We start from the raw sequence: 17,177 nt of genomic DNA, 5'->3' as shown, positions 1-17,177 counted from the left end.
TCTCCCCTGAGTCGAGCGTCAGATCAAACTGCGTGGCGACTCGTGGCGGCCGAAACCGGCTGGCGGCTGCGGCGTTTCGAGGCGGTGGCTGCGCGTCTTCCCTTGGTATCAAAGATTATGTCCCAGTACCAGAAGTCGGGTCCCGGCACCGAAGCGGAAATAAACAGGAAAATCACGAACGGAAGGAACATGCCGAGGGCCACCGCAAAGAATGCCGCTACGCCGCCGGGCGCGGAGTGTTCTTGAGCGACCAGTCCGGCGTGTAAAGGCGCCACCAAAGCCATTCCGGCCGTTAACACCACGACGAGAATAACGGAACCGCGCCGCAAGATTCGCGCCCGTTTGGACTCGCCGCGGTCACTCCACTCTCCATGGATTCTTTTATGCCGAACGCGGTAATATGCCACGGTCCTGACGGAGATTACCGCGGCGTCAACAACCATCGCTGACCCGAACGTCCACCAAATCACGGCCGTCAAGTGCCGCGGTGGATGGACGCCGACGGTGCCCATCATGTCGTAGTAACCGAGCGAGCCGTTCATCAACAGCAGCGATACGGTGGCAATGGCGACGAACACTAGGAAGTTGCCGAGATGGATTAGGGTTCTGCGGTCGTGGCCGCCGCGTTCCGGGGTGTCGCGGCCAATGTTTCCGTCCACGGCGTGAGCCATCATCCAGACCAGCCCGGCGACCGCGACAACGAAGCCAACGCCCAGCATTCCCTGCGCCGTCATCCCTTGGGTCCACGCAACGCTGCACACAACTTCCGGCGTGGTTTGCGGGTCAGCGTCCTTTCCCATATTCGGGGCTACCGCCGCGATGCCGACAAACTGATTGCAGGCAAGCGCCAAAACCAGCAACCCGGGCGCAAATAGCGCAACGGCGTGAAGGATTTTGTCCTCTTGCCGTTCTCTGCCCAGCAAGAAGGCAATGGCGGAAATCATAAAGCCGGTCAGCAGACCCGCAAATGCGGCGTCGGCTGGAGCGGCGACAATCACGCTCCATATGGACTTCGCGTTCCGGCAATGCTCATCCAAACCCATGACGCCATCCCTTCCGCTCAGGTGGCAGCCGACGGTCGCCATGCGGTCAGGCCGTTGGCGCCGACCTCACGAATACTTCACCCAAAAATGCGCGGCCGATAGAGTAGCCGGCTACTCGGATGCACGGGAATGAGCGCCGGTGGGTGCTCTGCACTTTCAAATGCGATAGCGCATCCGATATCGCGTTCGCGAATCGAGTGGTGGCTCAGGCTGACGCCGGATGGCCAGTAACAGTCGGGGTGGCGGGATTCGAACCCACGGCCTCTTCGTCCCGAACGAAGCGCGCTACCAAGCTGCGCCACACCCCGCTTGAAGCCACGACAGCGTATCGCACCGCCCCGCCGACTCGCCAAACCGCAGGCTATGGGCTCGACCACGCGCAGCTGCGCTCGAATTCGCCCAGCGCCTCGGCCGCCCCGGCCGGATCGAGCCCCTGCGCGCTGACCCACTCGTCGCTGAAATAGGTGTCGGTGTAGCGGTCGCCGCTGTCGGCCAGCAGGGTGACCACCGAGCCGCTGCGGCCCTGAGAGACCATCTCGGCGAGCAGGCCGAAGGCGCCCCACAGGTTGGTGCCCGTCGACGGCCCCACCCGCCGTCCCAGGACGGCGCTGACGTGGCGGGCGGCCGCGATCGACGCCGCGTCGGGCACCGCGACCATGCGGTCGACGACGCCGGGCAGAAACGACGGCTCGACCCGCGGGCGGCCGATGCCCTCGATCCGCGAGGAGACGGACATCACGATGTCGTGGCGGTCCTCGGCGTAGGCGGGAAAGAAGGCGGAGTTCTCTGGATCAACGACGCACAGCCGGGTCGCGTGCCGCCGATAGCGGATGTAGCGGCCGATGGTCGCGCTGGTGCCGCCGGTGCCCGCACCGACCACGATCCACTGCGGGACGGGGTGTCGCTCGTCGCGCATCTGCTCGTAGATCGATTCGGCGATGTTGTTGTTGCCGCGCCAGTCGGTGGCGCGCTCGGCGTTGGTGAACTGGTCGAGGTAGTGCCCGCCCGTGTCCTGGGCGACGCGCTCCGCCTCGGCGTACACCTGGCTCGAGTCCGTCACGAAATGGCAACGGCCGCCTTGTGATTCGATCAGCGCGACCTTGGAGGCGCTGGTCGACGCGGGCATGACGGCGACGAACGGCAGCCCCAGCAGGGCCGCGAAGTAGGCCTCCGACACCGCCGTCGAACCCGAGGAGGCCTCAACGACCGTGGTGCCCTCGCCGATCCACCCGTTGCACAGCGCGTACAGGAACAGCGAGCGCGCCAGCCGGTGCTTGAGGCTGCCGGTGATGTGCGTGCTCTCGTCCTTGAGGTACAGCGCGACGTCGGCGTCACCACCCCAGGCCGACGGCAGCGGGTAGCGCAGCAGGTGGGTGTCGGCGCTGCGGCGCGCGTCGGCCTGGATCAGCCGGATCGCGTCGTCGGTCCAGCTTCGTGGCAGGGTGCGGACCGCGATCCGGGTCCGGTGACTCAACGCACCGAAGCGGTCGGCTGCGAACGGCTCAGGTCGCTGGTGGAATCGCGGTCGCCCATCGGGCTGGCGATCAGCGTCAGCAGGGTCGCCTCGGGCCGGCAGCAGAACCGCACGGGCGCAAAGGGCGACGTGCCGATCCCGGCGGAGACGTGCAGCGCCATGTTCGCGCCCCAGCGCGATGGCCCCTTGGCCCGCGAGCGGTCCAGGCCGCAGTTGGTCACCAGGGCGCCGTAGAACGGCAGACACAGCTGGCCGCCGTGTGTGTGCCCGGCCATCACCAGCTGGTAGCCGTCGGCGGCGAAGCGATCCAGCACCCGGGGTTCGGGCGAGTGCGTCAAACCGAGCCGGAGGTTCGCGGCCGGGCTGGCCGGCCCCGCGATCGCGTCGTAGCGGTCGCGGTCGATATGCGGGTCGTCCACGCCCGCGGCGGCGATGTGCAGCCCGGCCACCTCGAACTCGCGGCGGGTGTGCGTCAGGTCGAGCCAGCCGCGCTCGGTGAACGCCGCCCGCAGGTCCTGCCAGGGCAGCGGCTCGCCGCGGACCCGGTGCGACGGGTTGGTCAGGTAGTTCAGCGGGTTCTTCAGGCGGGGCCCGAAGTAGTCGTTGCTGCCGAAGACGAAGACGCCTGGCCGCGACAGCAGGTCGCCCAGGGTCTGCACCACCGCGGGCACCGCCTTGGGATGCGCCAGGTTGTCGCCGGTGTTGACGACCAGGTCGGGCTCCCAGGCCGCCAGCTCGCGCAGCCAGGCCTGTTTGCGGTGCTGGTTGGGCAGCATGTGGAGATCGCTGATGTGCAGCACCCGCAGCGGCGTGGAGCCCGGGCTCAGGACGGGCATGGTTATCTCGCGCAGGACGAACGCGTTGCGCTCGACGAGCGCGGCATAACCGATGCCGGCCAGGGTCGAGCCGACCGCGACGGCGCCGGTGCGCATCAGGACGGGCATCGCCCCGCGACGATGCGGTCCGCGTAGCGGACCGAGGAGAAGCGGGGCAGTCGGGCGAACGTCAGCCATGCAGGAAGCCTACTGCCGGTTGCGGTCTCGGCGCGTATAGCTTGCGCCACAACACGGTTATGCGGGCCCCTATGGAGGGGGCGCCCCGGGCGGCGGCGGTGGCGCCAGCAGCGGAATCGTGATCGGCGGCAGGCCCGGAATCTCGACCACCTGCGACCCCACCACCGGCGGCGCGCCCTCGGGCGGCGGGGGCGGCGCCGGCGGGATGCCGTTGCTGACCTGGATCGTGATGATCGACCCCGGAATCGTCTGGCCGGACGGCGACGTCCCGACCACCTCGCCCAGCTTCGCGGTGCTGTTCACGGAGTTGGTCTGGTCCGCGACCGGGAACCCGGCCTCCTTGATGCGCTGGCGGGCCGCGTCGACGTCCAGGCCGGTGACGGCGGGCACCCGCGAAGCGGGGGAACCCTCGACGTAGCGCGGATCGGTCGGCGGCAGCTTCACCTCGCCGAAGCTGGTCGCGATCGGTTTCATCGCGGTGAACCAGGTGCGCGCCGGCTCGTTACCGCCGTAGAGGTCCCCCTCGCCGCAGTGACGCAGCGGGGCGGAGCACAAATCCGTCGGATTGGGTGAATCGTCGTAGATGTAGTTGGCGGCCGCGTAGTGGCTGGTGAATCCCACGAAGCCGGACGAGCGGTGGGCCTCGGTGGTGCCGGTCTTGCCCGACACCGGCAGGTCCCAGCCCGCCGCGCCGGCCGAGCCCGCCGCCGTGCCGCTGCCCACGGCGTCCTTGCTCATCGCGTTGGCCATCGTGTTGGCCAGCCCCTCGGGCACCACCTGATCGCAGGTCTCGGTCGTCACGGAGACCTCGTTGCCGTTGCGGTCGATCAACTTGTCGATCGGGTTCGGGGGGCACCACACGCCGCCGGAGGCCAGGGTGGCCGCGACGTTGGACAACTCCAGCGCGTTCACCTCGATCGGGCCGAGGGTGAACGAGCCGATGTTCTGCCGTTTGACGAAGTCGGCCAGGCTCTCGTTGCTGTCGCGGTTGTAGTCGCGCGCGGTACCCGGATCGGCGTAGGACCGCAGCCCCAGCTTGATCGCCATGTCCACCGTGCGGCTGACGCCCACCTGCTGGATCAACTTGGCGAACGCGGTGTTGGGCGAGGTGGCCAGCGCGTCGGTCACGTTCATGGAGCCCCGGTAGTTACCTGCGTTGACCACGCACCAGGTGTCCTTCGGGCAGCCCTTGGCGCCACCGCTTCCCATGCCCTTGGCCTGGAACCGGCCCGGAACCTCGAGCGTGGCGTTGATGCCCATGCCCATGTCCAGCGCGGCGGCGGTGGTGAAGATCTTGAAGACCGACCCGGCGCCGTCGCCGACGAGGGAGAACGGTTGCGGTCGCATCGTCTCGCCGGCGTCGAGGTTCAGGCCATAGGTGCGGTTGCTGGCCATCGCCATCACGTGGTGGGACGTCTTGCCCGGCTCGATCACGCTCATCACGCTCGAGATGCCCGGCAGGGTCGGGCTGGCGTACTTGTCGATGGCCGCCTTGACCGGGATCTGCACGTCCGGGTCCAACGTGGTGCGGATCAGGTAGCCGCCCTTGGCCACCTGTTCCTTACTGATCCCGGCGCGGGACAGGTACTCCTGGACATAGTCGCAGAAGAAGGCGCGGTCGCCGGCCGCGATGCAGCCGCGGGGCAGTTCGTTGGGTTGGGGCAGCACGCCCAGCGGTGTGGCCTTGGCGGCGCGCAGGGCGTCGGCCTCCTGGGGCAGGTTCTCGATCATGGTGTCGAGGACCAGGTTCCGTCGGGCCAGGGCGCCATCGGGGTTGGTGTACGGGTTGAGCGCGCTGGTCGACTGCACCATGCCCGCGAGCAGGGCCGCCTGCTGCCAGTTCAGGTCCGACGCGTTGATGCCGAAGTAGGTCTGGGCCGCGTCCTGCACGCCGAACGAGCCGTTACCGAACGACACCAGGTTCAGGTAGCGCGTCAGGATCTCCGGTTTGGTGAAGGTCTTGTCCAGCGTGAGCGCCATCCGGATCTCGCGCAGCTTGCGCGCCGGGGTGGTTTCCACCGCCGCGCGCTTCTCGGCATCGGTCTGGGCGGTCACCAGCAGTTGGTAGTTCTTGATGTACTGCTGCTCGATGGTCGAGCCGCCCCGGGTGTCCACGTCGCCGGAGGCGTATCCGGCCAGCCCCGTCAGCGTGCCCTTCCAGTCCACCCCGTTGTGGTCGGCGAAGCGCTTGTCCTCGATCGAGACGATCGCCAGTTTCATGGTGTTGGCGATCTTGTCGGTGGGCACCTCGAAGCGGCGCTGAGAGTACAGCCACGCGATGACGTTGCCCTTCTTGTCGACCATCGTCGACACCGCGGGAACCTCGCCCTGCGTCAGCTGGGCGGACCCGTTGGCGACGACCTCAGAGGCCCGATTGGACATCAGCCCGATTCCACCGGCGAGCGGAAACATCAGGGCCGTGGCGACGACGCTGGCCAACAAACAGCACCCCGCGAGCTTGAGAACCGTGAGAACGGCCGGGGGACGGTCTGACATGCGTACTAGGGTAGCCGCCCCGGGTCACCTGGCCAGGCCGTGCGATGACCAAAGGCCCTCCCACACCGTGACCAGCGAACTTACCATGAGGGATGGTAAAAAATTATCGCCGCCGTCACTGGTGAGGCACCAGGGTAAAGTGCGCGGTGCCGCGCTCGGGTTTATGCTTTTCGGCAAGACTGCACGCCCGTCCCAAAAAAAGCGTTATGAGACTGTTGCGCAATTGCCACCTGACCACCTAACTTAGACACACGGTGAGATTCAGATAACACCGATTTGCATGGTGTGGCGTAGATCGCAGCAGGGTCTGCACCCGAGGAGGGCGGCCGCGACTGGCGGTCGGAAGGAAGGGAACAGCTCGTGTCAGGTTCACGGCCAGCCGCGCGTCGAACGAACATCGCGGCTGCTCAGGGCGTATTACACAGTGTTGACGCCGAGGAACGGATCGCATGGGTTTCAAAGGCGCTATGTCGGACCACTGACCCCGACGAACTGTTTGTTCGGGGTGCCGCCCAGCGCAAGGCGGCGGTGATCTGCCGCCACTGCCCGGTGATGCAGGAGTGCGGGGCGGACGCGTTGGACAACAAAGTCGAGTTCGGGGTATGGGGCGGGATGACCGAGCGCCAGCGCCGGGCCCTGCTCAAGCAGCATCCCGAGGTCATCTCCTGGCAGGACTTCTTCGAGAAGCGCCGCGGCCGCAGCGTCGGCTGACCGGATTATTATACGAATGCGTCAGGCAATTCCGGGCGCAAGCGAACTAACGGTCCTGAAAGTAACTGTTTTCATGATTACGAAACTGTTACCGCTCTAATCGGACCTCTTGGTCAACGTGTGTTCAATATAGCTCTGGCTCGTGTCGACCGCGAGCTGGCTTGTGCCCAATAGCAATTCGACAGCGACGCATCGGCCGGTTTCGACCAACGCTGGCACGTGTCGAATAGCGTCTGCGAGCGCCTGACTGGCGGGTGCTCAAGAAATTGATTCGCTCGGCGGGCGCTCACGGAGCGTTCTCAGCGCCCGCCAGCGCGGGCCGCCTCGTCGCCGACGGGGGTTCGGATGCGCCGGCTTCTCAGCGCCCCGCTGCGCGGGCCGCGTCGTCGCCGACGGCGGTGATCTGATCGGCGAGCGCCCGCAGCGCGTCCAGGTCCGAAACGTCGAACGGCAGCGACGGAACCCCGACGACCGGCACGTGCGGGTGGGCCCCGGTGAAGCGCGAGAGCAGCCTGATTTCCCGTTTGGCGGTCTGCGCACGGTCGGCATGGATCTTCAGCACGGAGGAAGCCAGCGCGGCGGCCTCGGAATCGAGCGCGTCCAGCGTCTCGCTGCCGTCGATCGCCCGCTCGACCGGCAGGGAGCACAGCGTCGGGTGGGTGCGGTTCAGCACCAGCCCCGCGAGCGGCATGCCCTCCTGCGACAGCCGGTCGACGAAGAAGGCCGCCTCGCGCAGCGCGTCGGGCTCGGCGGCCGACACCACGACGAACTGTGTGCCGCGCCGCTTCAACAGTGAGTAGGTGCGGTCGGCCTTTTCCCGCCAACCGCCGAAGGTCGATTCCAGTGACTGCACGAATGAACCGATGTCGCTGAGCAATTGAGAGCCCATGATCGTGGACATGCCCTTCATCGCCAAACCCATTGCGCCGGTGACTAATCGGCCGATGCCGCGGCCGGGTGCGAGCAGCAGCCGCCACAGCCGGCTATCCATGAAGCTGCCCAACCGTTTCGGCGCATCCAGGAAGTCCAGCGCGTTGCGCGACGGCGGGGTGTCCACCACGATGAGGTCCCAGCGGTCCTGGCTCAGCAATTGGCCGAGCTTCTCCATCGCCATGTACTCCTGCGTGCCGGCAAGCGACGTCGCGACCGTCTGGTAGAACTGGTTGTTCAGCAACGCCTCTGCCCGCTCGGGGCCGGAGTACTGCATCACCATCTCGTCGAAGGTGCGGCGCATGTCGAGCATCATGGCGTGCAGCTCGCCGGATACCTCGGGCGCCAAGGGCACCCGCTGCGGGGCGTTGCCCAGGTCGTTGACCCCGAGCGCCTGTGCCAGGCGCTTGGCCGGGTCGATCGTCAAAACACATACGGTGCGGCCATATTCGGCGGCGCGCATCGCCATGGCGGCCGCGGTGGTCGTTTTGCCGACCCCGCCGGCGCCGCAGCACACGACCACCCGGTTGGACCGGTCGGCCAGGATGGCGGCCATATCAAGGGTTTTCGCTGTGACGCTCATCGGACCCCCTGCTGCGCAAGCGTTTCCGACAGCTCATATAGGCTGCCGAGGTCGATGCCGTCGGAAATCGCCGGCAGTTCCAGCCGCGGAACCTTCAGCGCGTCGAGTTGTTGCGCCGTCTCGGCGCGTGCGGCGATCCGGGTCGCGTGCTGAATGGTTTCGGTGAGCAGGCCCGCGAAGTCGGTGTCGCTGAGCTTGATTCCGGCCATCTGAAGGCCGGCCCGCACGGAGTCCGCGTCAACGTCCCCCTCGGCGGCCTTCGCCAGATCGCGCGGCTCGAGGAACGAGGGGATGTTGCGGTTCACGATCACGCTCCCGATCGGCAGTTCCATCTCGGCGAGCTCCTCGATGGCTTCGAGCGTTTCCTGCACCGGCAGCGCCTCCAGCAGCGTGACCAAATGGATGGCGGTCTGATCGGAGTGCAGCAGCCTCACCACACCCTCGGATTGCGAGTGCACCGGTCCGCCCTTGGCCAGGTCGGACACCGCCTTGGTGACATCGAGGAAGCGCGCGATGCGGCCCGTCGGCGGCGCGTCGACGACCACCGCGTCGTAGACCGGGTTCTTGGCCCCCTTGTCGAGGCGCACCACCGACTCCTTGATCTTGCCGGTGAGCAGCACGTCGCGCAGACCGGGCGCGATCGTCGTCGCGAACTCGATGGCGCCGATACGGCGCATCGCGCGGCCCGCGATGCCCAGGTTGTAGAACATGTCCAGGTATTCCAGGAACGCGGCCTCGATGTCGATGGCCAGCGCGTTGACCTGCCCGCCGCGCTCGGCGGTGGCGATCTTGACCTCCTCGTAGGGCAGCGGCGGGACGTCGAAAAGTTGCGCAATCCCTTGGCGGCCTTCGACTTCGACGAGGAGGACCTTACGGCCGCCCGCCGCCAGCGTCAGGGCGAGCGCGGCCGCGACCGTCGACTTACCCGTCCCGCCTTTGCCGGTTACGAAATGTAGGCGCGCCTTCGACAGGCGCGCGGGCCAACCGACGGAACTACCGCCGCTTTCAGTGGATGCCACCTTCGCATGCTAGCCCGACCGCCGCACCGCACTTGGGCTGGCCAGAGCCGTTGACGGCCGACCGATAAGCTCGCGTCATGAGCCAACCCACCGCATGGGAATACGTCACTGTCCCGCTGCTGACGCACGCCACCAAACAGATCCTCGACCAGTGGGGCGCCGACGGCTGGGAGTTGGTGTCCGTACTGCCCGGACCCACCGGCGAGCAGCACGTCGCGTACCTGAAGCGCCCCAAGTAGAGATGAGCGCGTCCGCCCGGCTCGGGCAGCTCGGCCTCACGCTGCCGGAGGTGGTTGCGCCGCTGGCCTCGTACGTTCCCGCGGTGCGGGTCGGCAACCTGGTCTACACGTCGGGCCAGCTACCGATGGAGGGCGGCAAGCTCCCGCGGACCGGCAAGGTCGGCGCCGATGTCAGCCCCGAGGACGCCAAGTCGCTGGCCCGGATGTGCGCGCTCAACGCGCTGGCCGCGGTGCATTCGCTGGTGGGCATCGACACCGTCGCGCGGGTGGTCAAGGTCGTCGGGTTCGTCGCATCGGCTTCGGGTTTCAACGGCCAGCCAAGCGTCATCAACGGGGCGTCCGACCTGCTCGGCGAGGTGTTCGGTGACCAAGGCGCGCACGCGCGGTCGGCGGTCGGCGTCTCCGAGCTGCCGCTGGACGCGCCGGTGGAAGTGGAGCTGATCGTGGAGGTCGGCTGACGGCCGTGACCGAGACCGCTGAGTCGTTGACCCATCCCGCGTACGGCATGTTGCGGGCGGTCACCGACACTGCCTCGGTCCTCTTGGCCGACAACCCCGGCCTGATGACGCTGGAGGGCACCAACACCTGGGTGCTGCGCGGTCCGCGCAGCGACGAGCTGGTGATCGTGGATCCGGGCCCCGACGACGACGGGCACATCGCCCGGATCGCGGCGCTGGGCCGCGTCGCGCTGGTCCTGATCAGCCACCGGCACCCCGACCACACCGACGGCATCGACAAGCTGGTGGAGCTGACCGGGGCGACGGTCCGGTCCGCGGGCAGCGGATTCCTGCGCGGCCTCGGCGGTCACCTCACCGACGGCGAGGTCATCGACGCGGCCGGCCTCAAGATCAAAGTCATGGCGACACCCGGCCACACCGCCGACTCGCTGTCATTCCTGCTCGATGACGCCGTGCTGACCGCGGACACCGTGCTGGGCCGCGGCACCACCGTCATCGACAAGGAGGACGGCAGCCTGGCCGACTACCTGGAATCGCTGCGGCGGCTACGCGGTTTGGGCCGGCGCACGGTGCTGCCGGGACACGGACCGCAGCTGGCCGACCTGGAATCCGTCGCGTCCGGCTACCTCACGCACCGGCACGAACGTCTGGAGCAGGTGCGTGCCGCGCTGTGGGATCTCGGTAACGAGGCCACCACGCGCGAGATCGTCGAATACGTCTATGTCGACGTCGACGAGAAGCTCTGGGATGTGGCCGAATGGTCGGTGCAGGCGCAACTGGACTACCTGCGTCGCGACTGAAACCGCGAGCAGACACAGACTCGCACGCCAAAGGCGGCAACAGTGCGATTCTGCGTCTGGTGGCCGGGCAGGGCCCGGCGAACACGGCTAGCGGACTAGCGGGCGCGGCGGGCGAGCCTCTCGGAGTCCGAGATCAGCACGCTCTTGCCCTCCAGACGGATCCAGCCGCGGTGGGCGAAATCCGCCAGGGCCTTGTTGACGGTTTCCCGCGAAGCGCCCACCAGTTGGGCGATCTCCTCTTGCGTGAGGTCGTGGGTGACCCGCATCGCGCCGCCCTCCTGGGTGCCGAAACGCTGGGCCAGCTGCAGCAGCTGCTTGGCCACCCGGCCGGGCACGTCGGTGAAGATCAGGTCGGCGAGGTTGTTATTGGTCCGCCGCAGCCGTCGGGCGAGTACCCGCAGCAATTGTTCGGCGATTTCCGGGCGGTCCGCGATCCACGCCCGCAGCGCGTCGCGGTCCATAGACACCGCTCGAACTTCGGTGATGGTGGTCGCGCTGGAAGTCCGCGGCCCCGGGTCGAAGATTGACAATTCGCCGAACATGTCCGACGGGCCCATGATCGTCAGCAGATTCTCACGGCCGTCCGGCGACCGCCGGCCGATTTTGACCTTCCCCGAAACGATGATGTACAGCCGGTCGCCCGGTTCCCCCTCGGCGAAAACCGTGTGCCCGCGCGGGAAGTCGACGGGTTGCAATTGCTTGGTCAGCGCGGTGACCGCGCCGGGCTCAACCCCTTGGAAGATTCCTGCTCTTGCCAGGATCTCGTCCACCGTTGCCTCTTCAGCTTCCAATTGTGATACGGGCAGGCCAACCCTGCTCGTGTGACGCAAGTCTAGAGGTAGGCCAATTGTGTCCAACGTGCCACGCTACACACGATTGACGTGTCTAGTCCCCCCAAATTGCGGATTGACATGCGAATGGGCCCCCATCCGCGTCGGCAGACCGGCCTCGTCGCGGTCACCGAGGGCGGTGGCAAACACCGGCTTGGCGTGCCGGGGTCCGATCGCCGCGCGCACCGGCGGTGCATCCACCGGCCGCAGGGCCTGGCGCCGATGCAGGTATTCCAGCGCCTCGGGCATGCCCTCGCGGGCCAGCGTATGCACGTCGACGGCCTCCGCATACTCAAGGAATTCGTCGACATCGGTGACTGAGACGTTGTCGTGGGCGAGCTCGGATTCCAGCCGCCCCAGACCGAACGTCACGAGCATCAAAAGCCCGGGAACGCACGCCACCAGCAACCATGACACAAGGAGAGTAAACATGGCTTAGGTCTCAGCCAGATCACGAAATCAGTACTCTGTCGTAGGTGACAGCGGCAAAGGCATCCGGGCGCTCGAAGTCAACGCCCTCCGCTTCAGACGGTGTCGTCGACGATAGCTGGTCGAAAGAAACGCGAGTCGGGTTGGTGCGACGGGCGCGGCGGATGAATCGCGCACTGGCGCAAGCCTTTCCGGACGCCCACTGCGAGCTGGACTTCACGACGCCGCTGGAGCTGACGGTGGCCACCATCCTCTCGGCGCAGAGCACCGACAAGCGGGTCAACCTCACCACGCCGGCGTTGTTCAAGCGATACCGCTCCGCGCTGGATTATGCGCAAGCCGACCGCGCCGAGCTGGAAAACCTCATCCGTCCCACCGGTTTCTTCCGGAACAAGGCGTCGTCGCTGATCGGGCTGGGGCAGGCCCTGGTCGAACGGTTCGACGGGGAGGTCCCGTCAACCATGGCCGAACTGGTCACCCTGCCCGGCGTGGGCCGCAAGACCGCCAACGTCATCCTGGGCAACGCCTTCGACATCCCGGGAATCACCGTCGACACCCATTTCTCACGGTTGGTGCACAGGTGGCGGTGGACCATTGAAAAGGATCCGGTCAAGATCGAGCACGCGGTCGGCGAGCTGATCGAACGCCGGGAGTGGACCATGCTGAGCCACCGCGTCATCTTCCATGGGCGCCGAGTGTGCCACGCCCGCAAACCGGCGTGCGGAGCCTGCATCCTCGCCAAGGACTGCCCGTCCTTCGGGCTGGGTCCCACCGAACCGCTGCTCGCCGCGCCCCTCGTCCAGGGCCCGGAAACCGAGCACCTGCTGGCCCTGGCGGGGCTGTAATACCGGGGCGCGCGACGTTGACCCGGACAACCCGGTGGACCATCGCGATCCTGGCAGTGGTGGCGGCGCTGGGCGCGGCGCTGGTGGCCCAGTTGCGCGACAACTCGACACCGACCGCGACGACGCAGGCGCCCGCTCCCCGGGAGCACCGCGACGCCGACACACCCGCCGCGCTCGCGGGTCCCCGCGAGCGCGCCAATCTGCCGCCGTGCCCGGCTTCCGGCGCGGGTCCCGGCCCGGAGGCGCTGCGCGGCGTGACGGTGGAATGCGCCGCCGACGGTTCGGCCGTCGACGTCGCGCGCGCGCTGGCCGGGCACCGGGTGGTCCTCAATCTCTGGGCGTATTGGTGCGCGCCGTGCGCGGCCGAACTTCCCGCGATGGCCGAGTATCAGCGTCGGGTCGGGTCGGACGTGATGGTGGTGACCGTCCACCAGGACGAGAACGAGACGGCCGCGCTACTGCGGTTGGCGGAGTTAGGGGTTCGGCTGCCCACCCTGCAGGACGGCCGTCGTCGGGTCGCGGCCGCGCTGCGTGTGGTAAATGTGATGCCTGCGACGGTCGTCCTCCGGCCGGACGGTAGCGTTGCGCAGATGCTGCCGCGACCTTTCGCCAGTGCCGACGAGATCGCAGCTGCGGTCGGAAACGACGCGGGATAGGCAGATTGACTGGACCGAGGGAGGCGCCCGTGGGTTCTGGGGGCCTTCCCCGCTCGCGGGGGACCATTCCGCTGATACCCGACTTGTCGCCGCCCTGGTTGCGCCCACTGGTGAACAACGTGGGCCAGATCCCCGAGGCGTACCGGCATCGGCTGCCGGCCGGCGTACTGGCGATGGTGACCGCATCCAAGGCCGCGGCGTCGATGGGGTCGTTGCTCGGGGACGACCGCGAGGCCGCCGTTCTGGTGTTGTTCTCCGGTCCCGAGTCCGGCCCGGCCGACGGTGGTGTGCCCGACGACGCCGATCTGTTGCTGACCGTGCGGGCCTCGACATTGCGCCACCACGCCGGCCAGGCGGCCTTTCCCGGCGGCGCCTCGGATCCCGCCGATGACGGTCCGGTGGCCACCGCGCTGCGGGAGGCGCAGGAGGAAACCGGGATCGACGTCAGCCGGCTGCATCCACTGGCCACGATGGAACGGACGTTCATCGCGCCGTCCCGGTTCCACGTCGTGCCCGTGTTGGCGTACTCGCCGGACCCGGGGCCGGTGGCCGTCGTCGACGAGACCGAAACCGCGATCGTGTCGCGGGTTCCGGTGCGCGCCTTCATCAATCCGGACAACCGGCTGATGGTGTACCGAGGCAACCTCGGCCGCCGCTGGGCCGGGCCGGCGTTTCTGTTGAACCAGATGCTGGTGTGGGGCTTCACCGGCCAGGTCATTTCCGCGGTGCTCGACGTGGCCGGCTGGGCCCGGCCCTGGGACACCACCAACATCCTCGAGCTGGACGAGGCGATGGTGCTGGTCGGCGACGAGGGCGGCGCCCGATGAACATGAACTCGATGACCCCGTCGCAGTGGCTGGACATCGCCGTGCTGGCGGTCGCTTTCATCGCGGCCATCTCCGGCTGGCGCTCGGGGGCGCTGGGCTCCCTGCTGTCGTTTGTCGGCGTGTTGCTCGGGGCCATCGCGGGCGTGCTGCTGGCGCCCCACATCGTCAGCCACATCGCCGCGCCCCGCGCCAAACTGTTCACCGCGCTGTTCCTGATCCTCGCGCTGGTGGTCGTCGGCGAGGTCGCCGGGGTGGTGCTGGGGCGGGCCGTCCGCGGCGCGATCCACAGCCGCGCAATCCGAACCATCGACTCGGTCATCGGCGTGGGCGTCCAGCTGGTGGTGGTGCTGACCGCGGCGTGGCTGCTGGCCACCCCGCTGACCCAGTCCAAGGATCAACCCGAACTGGCCGCCGCGGTCCGGGGTTCGCGGGTGCTCGCGCAGGTCAACGAGGTCGCGCCGCCCTGGCTCAAGACGGTGCCCAAGCGTCTCTCGGCGCTGTTGAACACCTCCGGGCTGCCCGCGGTGCTCGAGCCGTTCAGCCGCACCCCGGTGATTCCGGTTGCGTCGCCGGACCCCGCCCTGGCCACCAACCCGGTGGTGACGACCGCCGCGCCGAGCGTGGTAAAGGTGCGCAGCCTCGCGCCGAGCTGCCAAAAGGTGTTGGAGGGCAGCGGATTCGTGATCGCGCCCGACCGGGTGATGACCAACGCGCACGTGGTGGCCGGGTCCAACAGCGTCCAGATCTACGCCAGCGGCAACCCCCTCGATGCCACCGTGGTGTCCTACGACCCGTCGGTCGACATCGCGATCCTCGCCGTCCCGAACCTGCCGGCGGCGCCGTTGGCCTTTGCCCAGGGCGAGGCCAAGAGCGGCGAAAGCGTTGTGGTGCTGGGCTATCCGGGCGGCGGAAACTTCACCGCGACCCCGGCCAGGATCCGCGAGGCGATCAGGCTCAGCGGTCCCGACATCTACCGGGATCCGGCGCCGGTCACCCGCGACGTGTACACCATCAGAGCCAGTGTGGAGCAAGGCAATTCCGGCGGTCCGCTGATCGACCTCAACGGTCACGTGCTTGGTGTCGTGTTCGGCGCCGCGGTCGACGACCCCGACACCGGCTTCGTGCTGACCGCCGACGAGGTGTCCAGTCAGCTCTCCAAGATCGGCGACACCCAGCAGGTCGCCACCGGGTCCTGCGTCAGCTGACGGGGTTCCCGTACACCTGCTCGAAGAACCGCATCAGGTGCCGGTTGATTTCCTCCGGCGCCTCTTCGTGACTGAAATGGCCTGCGCCGGTGATGGATACGTAGCGACCGTGGGCCGCGTAACGCCGGGTGCGGTCCACCGGGTCGGCAAGTACGTAGGGATCGGCGTCACCGCGCAGGTGTAGCAGCGGCATGCCGAGTTGCTGTGACATCGATTTCATGAACCGCCGACCTTCGCCGCGCAGCTGGCTGCGCACCGCCCAGCGCTGGTATTCCAGCGCGGAGTGCGCGGCCGCCGGGATCCGAATGGCCGTCCGCATGTGCCGGATCGCCTGTGAAAAATCCTCGGAGGCAACCCATTTGGGGCAGCTTCGGCTCCGGACCAGGCGCTCGATCTCCGCGGCGTTGTGCCGGGTCAGCAGCCGCTCCGGCCAGATGGGCAGCTGGTAGGCCAGCAACGTCGGCAGCAGCGCGTAACCCTGGTCGCGCCGCGTCAACGTGGACCGCCGCAACGCCGCCGGGTGCGGCGAGCTGATCAGCGCGATGGCGCGCACCAGTCGCGAATGCAGCAGCGCGGTGGCCCAGCAGGCCAGCCCGCCGTCGGCGTGGCCGACCAGCGTCGCCGACGAGTGCCCCAGCGCGCGAATCAGCCCGGCGGTGTCACCGGCGAGCGTCCAGCCGTCGTAGCCGCGGGGCGGCTTGTCGCTGCCGCCGTAGCCGCGCAGGTCGACCGCCACCACGCGCGCGCCGGTCAGCCCGCGCAGCTGATGGCGCCAGGACCACCAGAACGACCCGAAACCGTGCAGCAGCATCACCAGCGGCCGCGCGGTGGCCGGCTGCGCGGGCGGAACGCCGTCACCCTGCCCGTCGGGCAGGGCTTCGACGACGTGGAATCGGATGCCGTTGGCGTGCACGTCCAGGTGGCGCCACGGCCCGTCGATGCGGGTGACCGACGGATCTGGTGCCGGCATCTACCAACCCGAGGGATCCGCGGGTTTTTCGTGCCTGCCGCCGCCGGACTCGGTGAGTTCCTTCGCGCCGGTGGCGGCCTTGTCGTGCCCGGGGGTCAGCGCGGTGCGCGTCTCCTTGACCGATTCGATGGTCTGCCGCGGGCCGCGGATGCGCCGGACCTTCAGGAAGCCCAGCAATCCCAGGACGGCGCCGACGACCACCATGATCCCGAACACGATCAGGAACGCCACCCAGCGCCACAGCCAGTCGTCGAGCAGCTCGGCGAGGAAGAAAAAGAAGAAGAACGTGGAGTAGAACAGCACCACCAGCGCGGCAATGAAGTAAACGCTGCCGGTCAGGCCCTTCTTGACGTCCCGGGTGATCTCCGAACGGGCGAGTTCGACCTCGGCGCGGACCAGGGTGGACATCTGGGTTGTGGCGTCTTTGATCAGGTCACCGATCGACGGCTCGGCCGGCTTGGCGTGCGGGTCGGCCAACGGAATCGTGGTCAGCGTGCTGGGCACACCGTTGTTGCGATCGTCTTTGCTCACGGACCGTCCTCTCGGTTCTCTCGTCGCGGTTCATGTTGCCATGCGGTGCGGTGCCAGACGAGGCCAGCTGAAGCGCCGCGGCAGGGGGCCCGGCCGCGTCGTCGTCGCTGGCGAATCC

General features: G+C 67.8%; 18 protein-coding genes and 1 tRNA gene. 8 read left to right on the top strand and 11 right to left on the bottom strand.

The features are described 5' to 3' along the window. Positions 1-23: 23 nt before the first annotated feature. The 5 genes from AC5Y2S_RS02825 to ponA2 all read right to left on the bottom strand — a co-directional run bounded on the left by AC5Y2S_RS02825 (position 24) and on the right by ponA2 (position 6,026). On the bottom strand, positions 24-1,043 hold the full coding sequence (locus AC5Y2S_RS02825; protein WP_499953651.1) for a hypothetical protein: 1,020 nt from the start codon (positions 1,041-1,043) through the stop codon (positions 24-26). A gap of 234 nt (positions 1,044-1,277) precedes the next feature. After that, positions 1,278-1,351: transfer RNA gene (locus AC5Y2S_RS02820), tRNA-Pro, on the bottom strand. A 53-nt stretch (positions 1,352-1,404) separates the two neighbouring features. After that, a complete protein-coding gene (gene cds1 / locus AC5Y2S_RS02815; protein ID WP_499953649.1) occupies positions 1,405-2,517 on the bottom strand; it encodes an L-cysteine desulfhydrase Cds1 in 1,113 nt (370 codons plus the stop codon). Next, positions 2,514-3,461, bottom strand: a complete 948-nt coding sequence (locus tag AC5Y2S_RS02810; protein WP_499954341.1) for a metallophosphoesterase — start codon at positions 3,459-3,461, stop codon at positions 2,514-2,516. Before AC5Y2S_RS02810 ends, cds1 begins: the two co-directional genes overlap by 4 nt. A 138-nt stretch (positions 3,462-3,599) precedes the next feature. Further along, entirely contained in the window at positions 3,600-6,026 is a 2,427-nt protein-coding gene (ponA2, locus tag AC5Y2S_RS02805) for a transglycosylase/D,D-transpeptidase PonA2 (RefSeq protein ID WP_499953648.1), read from the bottom strand. Between the two features lie 360 nt (positions 6,027-6,386). On the opposite strand from ponA2, the gene AC5Y2S_RS02800 reads away from it, so the two are divergent. Continuing rightward, complete coding sequence (locus AC5Y2S_RS02800; protein WP_499881476.1) at positions 6,387-6,737, top strand: WhiB family transcriptional regulator; 351 nt, start codon at positions 6,387-6,389, stop codon at positions 6,735-6,737. Positions 6,738-7,095: 358 nt separating this feature from the next. Here AC5Y2S_RS02800 and bagB read toward each other — a convergent pair whose 3' ends face one another. Next, entirely contained in the window at positions 7,096-8,250 is a 1,155-nt protein-coding gene (gene bagB, locus AC5Y2S_RS02795) for an ATPase BagB (RefSeq protein WP_499953646.1), read from the bottom strand. Next, entirely contained in the window at positions 8,247-9,269 is a 1,023-nt protein-coding gene (gene bagA / locus AC5Y2S_RS02790) for an ATPase BagA (RefSeq protein ID WP_499905069.1), read from the bottom strand. The genes bagB and bagA overlap by 4 nt, the downstream gene beginning before the upstream one ends. Positions 9,270-9,346: 77 nt before the next feature. Between bagA and sp36 the strand changes: the two genes are divergently transcribed. The 3 genes from sp36 to AC5Y2S_RS02775 are packed head-to-tail and all read left to right on the top strand — an operon-like array spanning position 9,347 to position 10,766. Further along, complete coding sequence (sp36, locus tag AC5Y2S_RS02785; protein WP_007166633.1) at positions 9,347-9,508, top strand: Sp36 family protein; 162 nt, start codon at positions 9,347-9,349, stop codon at positions 9,506-9,508. Between the two features lie 2 nt (positions 9,509-9,510). Further along, positions 9,511-9,966 (top strand): RidA family protein, encoded by a 456-nt coding sequence (locus AC5Y2S_RS02780; RefSeq protein ID WP_499953645.1) that lies wholly within the window; start codon positions 9,511-9,513, stop codon positions 9,964-9,966. 5 nt (positions 9,967-9,971) lie between these two features. After that, positions 9,972-10,766, top strand: a complete 795-nt coding sequence (locus tag AC5Y2S_RS02775; protein ID WP_499953643.1) for an MBL fold metallo-hydrolase — start codon at positions 9,972-9,974, stop codon at positions 10,764-10,766. Between the two features lie 95 nt (positions 10,767-10,861). On the opposite strand, the gene crp is transcribed toward AC5Y2S_RS02775, so the two are convergent. Together crp and AC5Y2S_RS02765 are read right to left on the bottom strand one after the other, a co-directional pair. Continuing rightward, positions 10,862-11,536: a cAMP-activated global transcriptional regulator CRP gene (gene crp, locus AC5Y2S_RS02770; protein ID WP_036465140.1), complete on the bottom strand. Its 675-nt coding sequence runs from the start codon at positions 11,534-11,536 to the stop codon at positions 10,862-10,864. Between the two features lie 96 nt (positions 11,537-11,632). Beyond that, positions 11,633-12,028, bottom strand: a complete 396-nt coding sequence (locus tag AC5Y2S_RS02765; RefSeq protein WP_499953641.1) for a hypothetical protein — start codon at positions 12,026-12,028, stop codon at positions 11,633-11,635. Between the two features lie 161 nt (positions 12,029-12,189). Here AC5Y2S_RS02765 and nth point away from each other — a divergent pair, with 161 nt between their 5' ends. From nth to marP, 4 genes are read left to right on the top strand one after another with little or no spacing between them, the layout of a single operon-like run. Further along, positions 12,190-12,870 (top strand): endonuclease III, encoded by a 681-nt coding sequence (gene nth, locus AC5Y2S_RS02760; RefSeq protein ID WP_499953640.1) that lies wholly within the window; start codon positions 12,190-12,192, stop codon positions 12,868-12,870. A gap of 17 nt (positions 12,871-12,887) precedes the next feature. Next, positions 12,888-13,526 (top strand): TlpA family protein disulfide reductase, encoded by a 639-nt coding sequence (locus AC5Y2S_RS02755; RefSeq protein ID WP_499953638.1) that lies wholly within the window; start codon positions 12,888-12,890, stop codon positions 13,524-13,526. A 29-nt stretch (positions 13,527-13,555) separates the two neighbouring features. Next, positions 13,556-14,353 carry an NUDIX hydrolase gene (locus tag AC5Y2S_RS02750; protein WP_499953637.1) on the top strand — a complete coding sequence of 266 codons (798 nt, stop codon included), beginning with the start codon at positions 13,556-13,558 and terminating at the stop codon, positions 14,351-14,353. Between the two features lie 11 nt (positions 14,354-14,364). Next, the gene (gene marP, locus AC5Y2S_RS02745) at positions 14,365-15,558 is read left to right on the top strand and encodes an acid resistance serine protease MarP (RefSeq protein ID WP_499907613.1); all 1,194 of its coding nucleotides are present in this window, start codon (positions 14,365-14,367) and stop codon (positions 15,556-15,558) included. Here marP and AC5Y2S_RS02740 read toward each other — a convergent pair. After that, positions 15,551-16,528: an alpha/beta fold hydrolase gene (locus tag AC5Y2S_RS02740; RefSeq protein ID WP_499953635.1), complete on the bottom strand. Its 978-nt coding sequence runs from the start codon at positions 16,526-16,528 to the stop codon at positions 15,551-15,553. The two genes, marP and AC5Y2S_RS02740, sit on opposite strands and share 8 nt — an antisense overlap. Continuing rightward, complete coding sequence (locus AC5Y2S_RS02735; RefSeq protein ID WP_499953634.1) at positions 16,529-17,059, bottom strand: phage holin family protein; 531 nt, start codon at positions 17,057-17,059, stop codon at positions 16,529-16,531. Positions 17,060-17,177 lie beyond the last annotated feature (118 nt).

The organism is Mycobacterium sp. NGS69, assembly GCF_059812165.1.
The sequence above is the reverse complement of the archived record's forward strand: the minus strand, read 5'-3'. Positions and strand labels throughout refer to the sequence as shown.

What these genes read in the sequence shown, in the direction of transcription:
- AC5Y2S_RS02825 (WP_499953651.1), bottom strand. Translation starts at nt 1,043, where the DNA reads ATGGGTTTGGATGAGCATTGCCGGAACGCGAAGTCCATATGGAGCGTG.
- AC5Y2S_RS02810 (WP_499954341.1), bottom strand. Translation starts at nt 3,461, where the DNA reads ATGCCCGTCCTGATGCGCACCGGCGCCGTCGCGGTCGGCTCGACCCTG.
- ponA2 (WP_499953648.1), bottom strand. Translation starts at nt 6,026, where the DNA reads ATGTCAGACCGTCCCCCGGCCGTTCTCACGGTTCTCAAGCTCGCGGGG.
- bagB (WP_499953646.1), bottom strand. Translation starts at nt 8,250, where the DNA reads ATGAGCGTCACAGCGAAAACCCTTGATATGGCCGCCATCCTGGCCGAC.
- sp36 (WP_007166633.1), top strand. Translation starts at nt 9,347, where the DNA reads ATGAGCCAACCCACCGCATGGGAATACGTCACTGTCCCGCTGCTGACG.
- AC5Y2S_RS02780 (WP_499953645.1), top strand. Translation starts at nt 9,511, where the DNA reads ATGAGCGCGTCCGCCCGGCTCGGGCAGCTCGGCCTCACGCTGCCGGAG.
- AC5Y2S_RS02765 (WP_499953641.1), bottom strand. Translation starts at nt 12,028, where the DNA reads ATGTTTACTCTCCTTGTGTCATGGTTGCTGGTGGCGTGCGTTCCCGGG.
- nth (WP_499953640.1), top strand. Translation starts at nt 12,190, where the DNA reads ATGAATCGCGCACTGGCGCAAGCCTTTCCGGACGCCCACTGCGAGCTG.
- marP (WP_499907613.1), top strand. Translation starts at nt 14,365, where the DNA reads ATGACCCCGTCGCAGTGGCTGGACATCGCCGTGCTGGCGGTCGCTTTC.
- AC5Y2S_RS02740 (WP_499953635.1), bottom strand. Translation starts at nt 16,528, where the DNA reads ATGCCGGCACCAGATCCGTCGGTCACCCGCATCGACGGGCCGTGGCGC.